A 12,011-nucleotide genomic window follows, 5' to 3' on the forward strand; every position below is an offset into this window, starting at 1 on the left:
TGATTATAAATACGAGGATACGATCGGTGCCGCGCCCGGCGCCGCACCATCCCCGTCGTCGCCTGTCTTCCGGCGCGCGCCGCAATCTGCCGCGTCAGACAATCGAGATGCCGCTGGGTCTCGCGCCGAGCGCCGAGTGCTTTCGCCACTTTCAAAGTGCGGAGGTCGATCATGGCCCATCCCCCCGGCTTTCCCAGCCAACGAAGGAGGATGGCCCGTCGTATTCGACCTGACGCGCGTGATCGATGACAAAGCCGAACCGGCCGCGACCAGCATACTCCTCACTGGGGACAAGGAAGCGACGCCCATGGTTGTCTGGCTTTTGATCACCATTAATGACCGCCACGACCTCGGTCATGCCAAGGTGTTGGCCAGACAGGATCGCAGAGGTGACAACGAAGTCGTACCTGTGGCGTTGATCTAACGCCCGACGGTCCTTGGACCAGCTCTCGCCCTAGGCCAGCACGCAGCCGTAGATCATCTCCCAGGCATCGGGCCAGCTGTTGCGAACGGACATCTCGGCCATGGACCGCTCGTAGGTGGTGAACAGGTCCGGGAAGGTAACCGCCACGATCGCCCACTCACAGTCCTCGTCGTACCACGGCGTGTCCTTGCGTAACAAAGGATGGACCTTGGCGTTACGATCAGTTGAGAGACGGAAACCACCGTGGCCGGAGGTCATATGGGAGACGACGCCATCGGCATAAATGACCGCCATATGCGATACACCCCATGGGGTACCCGCTGACATGCGGGTCCCCACACGGTTGAGGCTAGCGAGATCGCGTTTATGCCCGGCAGTCTCAGCGACGCGCGACCGGAATTCGGCCTCGTCAGCGATCCTACCGTCATGCCCGATGAAGTCGGCCCGCGTTAGTTCTGCAAGCGGCCGACGGACGGCGCCGGCACGGCCAAGATAAGAAAATTCACTGGGTGAAAAGACCATAGCAAGGACCAGATCACCAATGCGGGCGACGGGCAGGCCGTCCGCGCTGGTAGCAAACTCCACCCCCGAAAGATCGGGGGTGGATGCAGCCATGTTCGACTGGACAGCGGCGATCATGCTGCTGCCCTCTGTTTGCGGTCGTCGTGGTCCGGCAGATCCGCATCCTGCGGCACCCTGTCGACCACATCGTCGGCTTCTTGCTCGGTCTGATCGTCCGATGGGTCATCGATATCGTTATCCCTAGCATTCTGGGACCCAGCGCCGACCAAATCCGTGGCAGCGCCTGCACGGATCCATTCGAGCAGTTGGTCTGCCGTTGGCGCGAAGCGGCCGGACGGATGGACAAAACGGTCATTTGCGAAATGCTCCACGAGCGCTTCGCGGGTTTCGCGGACCTTCTGCCGCAGTTGAACGGCCGCTTCGGCGCAAGACGCTTCCAGTGCCTGGCGAGACAGGCACGAGAGGAACTCCTCCGAACCCATGTTCGGCATGAATTCGTCCGCGCCGATCAAAACGCCGGCGATGCGCGAGACCATGCCGCTGTTCGACATGCCGCGGCGGCAAGAGAGAACATCGATCAGCACGGAGCGGACCGCGACCCGGAGCTGTTCCTGATCGAAGGCGAGCTTGCCATGCTCGTCAAACAGTCCGACCGCATGGCGTGAGAAGCGCTCGCCCCCGTAGATGGTGCCATCAGCGCCGGAGTCGACGCGAACATTCTGCCCGGCGAAGGCGAGCACCGTCAGCGCCATGAGCATGTCATCCTCGATCGGCGCGCGACCGAGTGCGTCATGTAGGGCGTCGGTGCGGAAATCACCGATCATGTCATGACCCTTCTGCGTGACGTCGGGCCGGGCCTTCGACATGGTGATTGCATCGGCATCATCGCCACTAGCAACCGATGCGTCACCAGCAACCCCCTTCGGCTTCGCCTCCTCCGGCATGCGGTAATGCACGGACTGCACCTTGCCGTCACGATCCAGATAGAGCGCCGTGTGATCGGACTTGGAGAGCTTGCCATACACCTGGGAGGCCTTCTTCGGCAGCTCTGGCTGGCCCCAGCTGTTGACCTCGACAATTCCGCCGTGCTTCGGAAGGTTGCTCGTCATCCATTCGTGCTGCGCGCCAAGGAACCCTTCGACATTGGTGGTGTAGCGCCCGTCCTGGTCGGCCGGCGCGAAAAGGTCCTCCACCCACTCAATGCCGTAGGCCTGGGCCAGATCGTCACCAAAGCTCGCATCGCGGGCGTACATGCGCTTCTTAGTGAGCGCATTGGCGATCTGCCACCACGGAGCGGTGTCTCCCTTCTTCGGCTTGTGCGCTTTCCAGACTTCCTTCTGGTCCACCTGGCCTGCTGCCGCGATAATCCGCAGCTGCGGCTCGGACGGCATGTCGCCCAGCGCCATCTGCTCGAGCATTGCCGGCAGGACATTGGCAAGCAGACGCAGCTTGCGGATCTGGCGAACGGGGAGGGCGAGAGCGACGGCGATCGCTTCCTCGGTCCAGCCGAGAGCAACGAGACGTTCGATGCCGCGCCACTGATCCACGGGGTTGAGCGCCTCGCGAACCGAGTTTTCGACCATCGAGCGCATGGCGCCGTTATCGTTAGCGGCATCCACAACAAGGATTTCGATTTCTTCCAGGCCGGCGGCGATGGCAAGGCGCACGCGGCGGTGGCCGGCATCGATGATATAGCCATTTCCGCCATCGGGTTCTGGTGCGACGACGGGAGGCTGGACGATGCCGACGGCCTTGATCGTGGCCAGCATCAGCGCGTCGGCCTGCGGCGACGACTTCGACTGGCGCATACGGTCGGGATTTTCTTTCAGCGCGCGCGGGTCAACCTTCATGATTTGCATGGGAGCAGTCCTTTCGAGAGGTTACGGACCGGCACCTTGCCGGCCCTTCCTGTCTTCTTTTTTTCGAAGACACCTCCCGGACCGCCGAGCGGCCGGACTGCCGCAACTGCGGCCGAGCATCCCTGCTGTGCGGGACGAGCGGGGCTAGAAGCCCTGCGCAGGACAAGCGGCCGGGATCGCGCAGGCAGCGGTTGAGCGACAGCGTCGGTGGGAGGACCGGTCGGCGATCGGTTCATCCTCCCTGCTTTTCTTTTTTCAATGTTCACGTCTCAATTCGAGCCGACGCTTGAAGATGATAGATGCTGGCGGCAGCGATGCCTGGAGGACGGGACTAGGTTCGGCGCCCTAGAAGGGCCAGCGCGTCAGCCATCATACGCTTCAAGATGAGTTTCCGGTTTTCCGGTGTGACAATGGCAGCTTCCGGGATAGCAACAGCAGCAGGCGACGGAATGGCGCTTTCGGAGGGCGGGACCGGAAGGGGCTCTCCGACCATTGCGGGGACAACGATGTGCGTGATCGTTGTTTCATCGGATTTTACCGAAACGGAGACCTGTGCTCCGGAGCGGAGGCGGTCGACCCCCGTTTGAGCGGCCTCTCGCTCATCTTGAGCTTCTACCAGCGACGACTGCGTTACAAGAAAAAAAGGCATGTATTTCCACGGAGTGTTTTGATTGAGGTCTCGTCTGCAAATCGGTTTCGGTCAAGGTGCAGGACCACGTTTGCGGTCGCCTCCGACGCAAAAAAGGCGCTCGACCCGTGAGGGGAGCGCCTTGATCCCAGGGCAACATCAAACGCCGCTGCGATTGCAGTGAGCAGGACATCGTCTCATCGGGAGGTGATGCTCAGATATTGTTGACGGAGGATAAATTCAAGTCGCGATCTGGACTACCCCCTGATAGATCTTCGCGTCCATCCGAACGTCAGGCGAGGCAGCATGAGCACAGATCCCGAAACCCGCAGAGCCATCGCGCAGCGTGTGATTAATCGCGCGGCAGCGCGTGGTATGCCGATCGACAAGGATCCCGCCTTTTCTGCTTTGCTGGAGGAATGGACCCGCGGAGATATCGACATGAAGGCCATGCGCAAACGGTACCTTGATATAATCGCAGTTCAAGCCGCCGAGTGGAGGGGTCTGCGCAAAAGTCCCCTAGGTATAAACCTCTCGAAATGGTCGGACGAGGCGAACGAAGAATAAAAAAATGGGCCGACGGAAAACCGTGGCCCATGAAGTGTGGAGGTAATACCTCCAGAGGGGAACAGCTGATACGACAGGAACTGGGAGGAAACCTGCCAAATGCATCAACACAAGGCAGTATGGCGACATTCTGAGCATATTGAAAGTCATTTATTGTGCAGTGCAGCTATGCGTTTGCCGCCGCATCAGGCTTCCCGTCATCATTGATGCGCTCCTTGATCTCCTTGCCAGCGCGAAAGAACGGCACCCATTTCTCCTCGACGAAGACCGCTGTGCCGTTCTTAGGGTTTCGTCCAGACCATGACGGCCGGTGTCGCACGACAAAAGTCCCGAAACCTCTGAGTTCAACCCGTTCTCCGCGTTCCATGGCACTTGCTATGTCGTCAAGGATAGTATCGACGATCCGCCCCGCGTCCTGACGATAGAGGTGCGGATTGCGTGCGGCGATAATATCGATGAGTTCGGATCTGATCATGGAGCTTTTGTAAAGCATCTGTCGGGTTTTGGAAGATCGGCCCTGACCTTGATCGAACCGATCATGAACGAAGCGAGCGCAAGCCGGGGTTCAAGCGGCGATATCTTCCGTGTCGGAGCTGTCGCGAGCGGAACCGGCGAGCGCTTCTTCAACCTGGCGCACCTCGCGACGTTTGTCCGCCAGTTCCTCAGCGAACGCGAACGTGCCGCCCTCGCGAGAGCGATAGGATGCAAGCCGCCGGTGGGCGTTGCCAAGACGATGGCGATAACGCTGCTGCTCGCCCTCGAAATCACCCAGTGCATGTTCGAGACGCGAGATGGTGCCAAGCGGCGTGACCGTGACATCAAGATCAATGTCGTAGTCGGCGCCGGTGCGCTGGAGCACGGTCTGGAAACGATAGCCATCGCTTTTGCCAAACCTCTCACCATCATAAATGAGATCGAATCCGCCGATGTTGCCAAGGACGGTCTCTCCCTCGGTCCGGAGCTGCAACAGCGTGAGGATTTCCTTCATCACTGCTCGGCCGGCCGACTTGCGATCATTGTAGGCCTTATCTGTCACGGTCATTGCGAAGGCATCACCTGATGTCGGAACCAGTCGCTCAATGTCCTGACCAATCTCGGTGATGCGCCGGGCCGCGACCTCGATGTCGCGTTCGGCATCCCTGATCTGGCGACGAACGGCGTACTGGTCGTCCTCGTGGGCAGCACGCAGCCGCTCAAGCCGGGCGATATCGGCTTCAAGTCCAGCCTTCTGCATCAGGCGCTCATCGCCACTGGCAATCGCCTTTGCCATGGCGAACTGATTGGCCTGGCCTTCGTCCATGTCTTCCAGCCGACGGATGGAGGTGTCGCCCGACAATGCCGCGGCGATAAACCGGGCCTTTCGCTCATTGTTCTGCCACATGCTAGCGTCGAGCGAGCCTTGGGTGGCATAGGCGAAGATATCCACTTCGTCATGCTGATTGCCCTGACGAACAATCCGACCCTCACGCTGTTCAATCTGGGAGGGAAGCCACGGCACGTCGAGATGGTGGAGCGCCTTCAAGCGAAGCTGGGCGTTGACGCCAGTGCCCATCGTTTCCGATGAACCGATAAGGAAGCGGACTTTTCCGGCCCGCACATCGCCAAACAGCCGCTGCTTGGCCTCGGTCTTCTTGTAATCCTGCATAAAGGCGATCTCGGAAGGTGGTACGCCCATGCGGATCAGCTTATCGCGGATCCAGCGATAGGCTGAAAACCCCCGGCTCCTCTCGCCATTGATGGTGCCGAGATCGGAAAAGATCATCTGTGCAGCGCCGCGCAACTCGAAAGGCTTGCCGTCGGGCCGGACATACTCTCGCCCTGCGGTCTCCGCCCAGATACGGTGAGCGTTCTCAACGAGCAGATTGAGCTTGTTGTCAGGCTCGTTGTCATTGTCGGGGTCGACCAGGCGCAGGTCGATTGCCGCATGACGGCCATCGGTGATGACCGAGAGCAGGATATCGTCGCCGGGCTTGGCCGATCCTTCGCGCTGTTCGATCGCCTTGATGCGGGCATCCAGAATGGCCTGATAGTTCTTAAACGCCCGGGTCGGCGCGGCCGTCAAGATTTGTCGCCGACCCGTCGAGATCGCTGGCACCTTCACATATTGGCGCAGATCCTCTGGCAACACGACATCCGCAAAGCTGCGGAACATCGCGATCAGCTCGGGGACGTTGACGAAGCTGGCAAAACGGCTGACAGGCTTGTATTTGCCGGACGGCTGGATTTCGAGCGCGGTCGTGGTGTCGCCGAAGGTGCTCGCCCACGCGTCGAACTCGTGCAGGCCTCGCTCGGCAAGAGCGGCATGCCCGAGCAGGCGTTGGATCGAGAACATCTCGCCCAGCGTATTGGTGATCGGCGTTCCCGAGGCGAGCACCAGCGCACGGCCCGGGTTCTTGGTCTCGATGTAGCGAGATTTCACATAGAGATCCCATGCACGTTGCGACCCGTTCGGATCTATGCCTTTGAGCGTCGACATGTTGGTGGCGAACGACAACTTGCGGAATTCCTGCGCCTCGTCGACGACGATCTGGTCGACTCCGATTTCGGAGATCGTCAATAGGTCATCCTTGCGGGTGGCGAGGCCTTCAAGCCGTTCCTGCAACCCTTCCTTCAGCCGCTCAAGGCGCTTTCGCGAAACGCGGTCCTCGCCATCGACCTTGGTCAACAGATCCTCGTAAAGCTGCAGTCCGTCCTGGATCATTTGGCTCTCGAAGGCCGAGGGAACAGCGATGAAGCGGAATGCCGAATGCGTAATGATGATCGCATCCCAGTTGGCGGTTGCCGCTCGCGACAGGAAGCGAGCGCGCTTGTCCTTGGTGAAATTAGTCTCGTCGGCCACGAGAATGCGGGCATTCGGATAAAGCGCCAGGAATTCGCGCGCGGCCTGCGCCAGGCAATGGCCGGGCACCACGAGCATCGCCTTGGCGATCAGGCCGAGACGGCGCTGCGCCATGATGGCAGCGGCCATCGTTATCGTCTTGCCGGCGCCGACGGCATGGGCGAGATAGGTCGAGCCATCCGCAATGATCCGCCAGATCCCGCGCTTCTGATGACCGTACAAAATAAAGGCTGCAGAGGCCCCGGGAAGTTTCAGATGGGAGCCGTCGAATTTGCGCGGGGCGATATTGTTGAAATGATCGTTATAATCGCGCGCGAGCCGGTCGGTGCGATCCGTATCGGTCCAGACCCAGTCCTGAAACGCTTGCTTGATCCTCTGTAGCTTGTCGCGAGCGGCTTCGGTGTCGACGACATTGAGCACCCGGCGCTCGCCGTCGGCATCTTTGAACGTATCAAAGATTTGTGGGACGCGGCTGTTCAAAGCATCCGTGAGCAGATCCCCGGCATGCCGACGGCTGGTTCCCCATTCCGATGTGCCAGCGGCACTATAGCCGAGCTGTCGAGCGTCGACCGTCCATGAACCGAGTTCCGGCATATGGTGAATGCGGATATCGGCTTCCATCTTCTCTTTTACGAAAGCGGCGACATCAGCGGCCGGGATCCATGGTGCGCCAAGACGAGCGGTGATGTCGGAGGGCCGGAGGTCGGTCGGCTGAACCTCCAGGAGGGCGCGTACATTCCGCTGGTAAGCCGGATCGAGTTCGGCTGCGGCCTGCGCGGTTGAGAGTTTGGTCCGGACAGCCCCGGAAAGATAGCCGTCGGCAGTTTGCCACGATCCGTTGACAGGATCCTTGAAAATGGCCTCGGCGAGTCCATCCACCACGGTCGCAATATCGCTATGGAGCAGTTCGGCGATATGGTCGAGATCGACGTATCCACGTTCATTCAACACTACAGCGAGCGCATCCGCAGGTGAGGTGATGGTTGGTACAGACGGCGGCGCGATCACCCGTTCCGAAAAAATCGGCCCCGGTCTGGCTGTATCGGTTTCCAGATCGTAATCCTCGATCGAGGCGACTAGCCAGCAATCGGGATCATCACGGAAGGGCGCAAGGTTCGGTTGGCGATGGGTTTCTTTGACGTCACCGGTCTCCACATCTTCCTGGATCGAGATAGTCGTGTGATTGATTGGTCCGAAATCTCGCACGAAGCTCGACCAGGCAATACGCAGCCGGACCTGGAGATCGTGCCAGGGCCGGTCCTCCTCCTGCGCCTTCAGCACGTCGCGCACAGCATCACGGATGGGGACCAGCTTGCTGATGATCCTGATGTGCTTTTCCGGGATGCCATCGCCAAAGCGACCCTTTCGAACGGTGACCTGCATGGCAGCTCCATCGAGCATCTGCATCAGACCTTTCGACCGATCAAGGAAGAAGCTTCCCTCGCGAACACGACCATCCTTCGGCTGCACATCGACGATATCGCCAAGTTCTGTCTCAAACTCGACGTCGATCGGTGTCGGTTCACCGTCGTAACGCCCTGTGGGCAGCCGGGCGATGGCAGCGCCGAGCACGGCCTCGAGATCCTGATCGGCGGGCGCTATGCAGGTGTAGGTTTCGCCGAACGGACCGGAGACTGTTGAGTTGCTGCCCAGAACAAACTCCGGATTGCGCGCAAGCCAGCGATTGATCCGGATCGGCTCCGCGTCGGAGCTGGCAGGTCGAACCTCTTCCAGTTCCAACCACGAGAGATCGCCTGCCTCTTCGCCACCCATGCGTTTACGAAAAAAGACAACGTCCACGACGACATTTGTGCCGGCGTCGCGACGGAAACTGCCTTCGGGCAAACGGATGGCTGCGATCAAGTCGGCCGACGTGGCGATGTACTCGCGCGCGGTGCCGTCCAGCTTGTCGAGTGTGCCGTGCGTTGTGACGAAGACAGCGAGGCCGCCGGGCTTTAGGAGATCGACCGACCGGGCGATGAAATAGTCATGCAGGCGCAGTCCAAGCTTCCGATAGGCGCGGTCTGACCGAACAATTCGATCGGAGAAAGGTGGATTGCCGATCGCGAGATCGAAGATCGGTGAGAACTCGGTCCGCGCGAAGTCGGCATTGATGATTCTGGCCTTCGGCTGCAGCAAGCGTACGATTCGTGCTGTGACCGGATCGAGTTCGATGCCGGTGAAGTAGCTATCCCGCCGCAATTGCTGTGGAGTCAGCGCCGGGAACAGGCCGGTCCCAATCCCTGGCTCGAGCACGCGCCCTCCGCGCCAGCCAAGACGCAGTAATCCGGCCCAGATCGCGCGGATGATCGATTCCGGCGTAAAGTGGGCATATTGAGTGCAGCGCGCAAGTGATGCGTAGTCGGCCTGCGAGACGGCACTTTCCAGCGAAACCGCAACCTCGTCCCAACCCTTCCGGAATTCGACCGCACCTGGACGGCGGAACATCCCGTTGGCCAGTTCACCGGCACCAAAGCCGGTGAAGCGGATCAATTGCGCCTGTTCATTTGGCGTAGCCGGCCGGTCGTGTTTTTCGATCGTATCCGCGATCAGGATGGCCGCGACATTGGCGCGGGCACGATCCCGCCAGGATGCGGCAAGGCCTCGGTCGCTATCGAGGTAGAAGTTGGAACGCTCGCCACACGGGCGGGGGTGTAAATTTGTCGGGGCTACCAAGGCAGGGGTGGGCGCAGGTGGCGTCGGATCCGGCTCGTCATCGTTTGCCGCATCAGGTGCGGTGCCCGCGAAACCTGTGATGCCAAGATCGAGAGTGGTGGACAGTTCGGTGTTACCGAACATGTCGAGTGAAAAGGAATTGCTGCTCATGCGATGATACTCCTGCTGAAGGCGCAATTTTGCGATCTGCCGGCGCGGGCAGCTCGAAGTGCGCAGAGGATGGGAATCCGGTCGGGCCGATTGTTCGAGAGGTCGGCCGCTCGTCGCGACCGGTTGTAACGACTGTTGTGCCGCTCAGGCAGCAACGGAGAGGGGGAGGTGCCTTAATTGCACCGGAAGCTTGGCGGAGATTTCGTCGTCCGTCAGATCATCAAGCAGTTTCAGGAACGTGCCCTCCTTGCCACTGTAGAGGAGAAGCGTGCGATGCCCCCGGTTGCTTTGCGGCCATCGATCGCCCGCATAGCCGCGATAGTCGTCAGCCGTGCTGCTCCAGATGTGCTCGAGCCGCTCTTGCCGAGACATCGACCGGACCGGACGACTTTCCCGCTCGACGATGGCCAGGCGCATATGCTCGGCCATGGAACGTTCGGACAGGTCGCAATATCCATGGAAGTGACGGATGACCCCATCGATGCGCAGGCTGAAGAACACTGACGTCACGGAGTCGGTCAGGAACTCACGCATGGCAACCATCGATCCGCGGATCCAAAGCGGCGGGAGGATCTCGAACATATAATCGTGCTCCGCTTCGGCGATCTCAAACCATTCGCCGGCGTAAAGGGATGAAGCATCGCCATCCCATCGGCCCGGTCGCTGGGCATGACGGTCGAACATGCGGTACATTTGCTGGCGTGTTGCCACGCCCTGGAAAACCTTGCGGATTGCGGCAGAGGGGTTCATTTGCGCCTCCTTGGGATATGTCCGGACCGAAGAGAACACCGTCGTCACGACCATGCTTATCTCTTCAATCCTCCATGACCTCTTCCGGGCCGCCGGCATCGTGTCCGCCCGGGTCAGGGGCCGGCGCAGCCGGGCGAAGCCTCCCTTGACGCGGGAGGCGCGAATGCGGCACGCCGTTCATTTCTCCTTCCTTTTCCTGCTTCTCCCTTACCTGACATTTCAGGACCTCGTTCCAGTCGTCCGCCGGCGGTCGCAGACGCAACCAGTCGCATCCAGCCTGGTCGGCCAACTCACGAAGGCGATATGCAAAGGCCTCGCCCTGGCGATTCGCGTCGGTCGCCGCGACAAGTTGCACATCCGGGTACCGAGCCAGTTGTCGTAACGCTGCGCCAGTGTTCGGCGACCACCCGCCGCCGGTGCTGAGATAGAGGGTGTCTTCTCGCATCCCCTCAATTGCCGCGAGGCTCATTGCATCGATCGCAGCTTCCGTCACACAAAGCCGATGGGCTCCGGATGGGCCGAGCCGGAACAGCACCTTCGCGCCGCCCGTCGCAAAGCCCCGCCAGTCCGGGCCGCGTTCTTCCCAGCCACAGATGTTACCGTCCTCGTCAACATGGCCAGCCCACATGCTTCCGTAAGGGCCTTCACGAAGTACACCCTGTTTGATGGCACCCTTCAGAATCCGTCCCGGTACGAAGCGCGTAAACCGCAGGTAGCGCCAGGTTTCAGATGACGGTCGAGGATTCCGACGCGATATCCATCGATCATGGATCGTCGCAATCGCTGTTTTTGTTGGCGCTGCCGCCATCCACTCCGGTTCTATTGACTGGAAGCCGATGAGACCGGCGACACGGTCCAACGCGTCCAGGAAGCCGCCTCCGTCGAGGCGTGCAACAAGTGAGAACACGTCGCCCTTGTCATCGCCTAGCGGATCGAACCAACCCTGGCCACCATGGGTGACGATAACGATCTCACCGCCGCGGCGGTATTTCACAGCCCGGCGGGTGCTTTCCTTCGCATCCATCGCGAAGCCCGATGTCTCCAAAACTGCTCTGCACCCGACCCGTTCGCGAATTTCCTCAATATCTCTTCGCTTCATCATCTTTCCGATCGCATGGCGATCGTCCCTTGTTAATTTCCTTTCCGCGTTCTTCGCGGACCCCTTCACGTCCGGCGCGAAGAGCAAAGGCGGCAAGGGCGGGGTTGGCAATTGGTGAATCCTGCAAGGGATTCGCCAGCCCCGGCGTCGCTTCCCTTGCCACCACTCGCTCGCAAGCGGCAGCCGGAACGGCAAAAGGCGGCTCAATGAGCCGCCCAGGGAAAAAACTCGTGCACGATTTCGAGGTCGTCGCCGTCGTCGATCTCGTCGGAGGGTAGGACGCCGTATTCGCCGTCGACTGCAAAGACGGTGACCGGGACCATCAGGTCACGGGAGAGTTGGAAGGCGTGGGACTGTGCGAGAGAAAGATCGTGCGACATCGTGATCGGCTCCAGTGGGGAGCGGGCCAATTCCCGCTCGATGGCTCCGAAAAGGCCCTGAGACGGGCGCGATCACCTCGCAGGCGAAGCCAAGAGGCCGCAGCGTGGCTGCGGACC

Annotated in this window: 10 protein-coding genes; 2 read left to right on the top strand and 8 right to left on the bottom strand. The window is 60.4% G+C overall.

Features of this window, described 5'->3' with window-relative positions; translation table 11 throughout:
• The first annotated feature begins 26 nt into the window (after window positions 1-26).
• Complete coding sequence (locus tag RQI55_RS19935; protein ID WP_311276924.1) at window positions 27-233, top strand: hypothetical protein; 207 nt, start codon at window positions 27-29, stop codon at window positions 231-233.
• A 221-nt stretch (window positions 234-454) separates the two neighbouring features.
• Here RQI55_RS19935 and RQI55_RS19940 read toward each other — a convergent pair whose 3' ends face one another.
• The 3 genes from RQI55_RS19940 to RQI55_RS19950 form a co-directional block, all read right to left on the bottom strand.
• The gene (locus tag RQI55_RS19940) at window positions 455-1,063 is read right to left on the bottom strand and encodes a DUF7007 domain-containing protein (protein WP_311273346.1); all 609 of its coding nucleotides are present in this window, start codon (window positions 1,061-1,063) and stop codon (window positions 455-457) included.
• Entirely contained in the window at window positions 1,060-2,805 is a 1,746-nt protein-coding gene (locus tag RQI55_RS19945) for a ParB/RepB/Spo0J family partition protein (RefSeq protein WP_311273347.1), read from the bottom strand. Before RQI55_RS19945 ends, RQI55_RS19940 begins: the two co-directional genes overlap by 4 nt.
• Window positions 2,806-3,136: 331 nt before the next feature.
• Window positions 3,137-3,454, bottom strand: coding sequence for a hypothetical protein (locus RQI55_RS19950; RefSeq protein ID WP_311273348.1), 318 nt, complete (start codon window positions 3,452-3,454; stop codon window positions 3,137-3,139).
• Between the two features lie 285 nt (window positions 3,455-3,739).
• Between RQI55_RS19950 and RQI55_RS19955 the strand changes: the two genes are divergently transcribed.
• Window positions 3,740-4,000 carry a hypothetical protein gene (locus RQI55_RS19955; protein ID WP_311273349.1) on the top strand — a complete coding sequence of 87 codons (261 nt, stop codon included), beginning with the start codon at window positions 3,740-3,742 and terminating at the stop codon, window positions 3,998-4,000.
• A gap of 166 nt (window positions 4,001-4,166) precedes the next feature.
• On the opposite strand, the gene RQI55_RS19960 is transcribed toward RQI55_RS19955, so the two are convergent.
• The 5 genes from RQI55_RS19960 to RQI55_RS19980 all read right to left on the bottom strand — a co-directional run bounded on the left by RQI55_RS19960 (window position 4,167) and on the right by RQI55_RS19980 (window position 11,894).
• On the bottom strand, window positions 4,167-4,475 hold the full coding sequence (locus RQI55_RS19960; RefSeq protein ID WP_311273350.1) for an integration host factor subunit beta: 309 nt from the start codon (window positions 4,473-4,475) through the stop codon (window positions 4,167-4,169).
• A 90-nt stretch (window positions 4,476-4,565) separates the two neighbouring features.
• Complete coding sequence (locus RQI55_RS19965; RefSeq protein ID WP_311273351.1) at window positions 4,566-9,665, bottom strand: DEAD/DEAH box helicase family protein; 5,100 nt, start codon at window positions 9,663-9,665, stop codon at window positions 4,566-4,568.
• A 144-nt stretch (window positions 9,666-9,809) separates the two neighbouring features.
• Window positions 9,810-10,415 carry a DUF1419 domain-containing protein gene (locus tag RQI55_RS19970; RefSeq protein WP_311273462.1) on the bottom strand — a complete coding sequence of 202 codons (606 nt, stop codon included), beginning with the start codon at window positions 10,413-10,415 and terminating at the stop codon, window positions 9,810-9,812.
• A 64-nt stretch (window positions 10,416-10,479) separates the two neighbouring features.
• Complete coding sequence (locus tag RQI55_RS19975) at window positions 10,480-11,514, bottom strand: DUF3991 and toprim domain-containing protein (protein ID WP_311273463.1); 1,035 nt, start codon at window positions 11,512-11,514, stop codon at window positions 10,480-10,482.
• Window positions 11,515-11,717: 203 nt separating this feature from the next.
• Window positions 11,718-11,894, bottom strand: a complete 177-nt coding sequence (locus tag RQI55_RS19980) for a hypothetical protein (protein WP_206591147.1) — start codon at window positions 11,892-11,894, stop codon at window positions 11,718-11,720.
• Window positions 11,895-12,011 lie beyond the last annotated feature (117 nt).

The sequence above is a fragment of the Rhizobium sp. WCS2018Hpa-16 genome (assembly GCF_031843705.1).
GTDB classification, from domain to species: domain Bacteria; phylum Pseudomonadota; class Alphaproteobacteria; order Rhizobiales; family Rhizobiaceae; genus Agrobacterium; species Agrobacterium tumefaciens_C.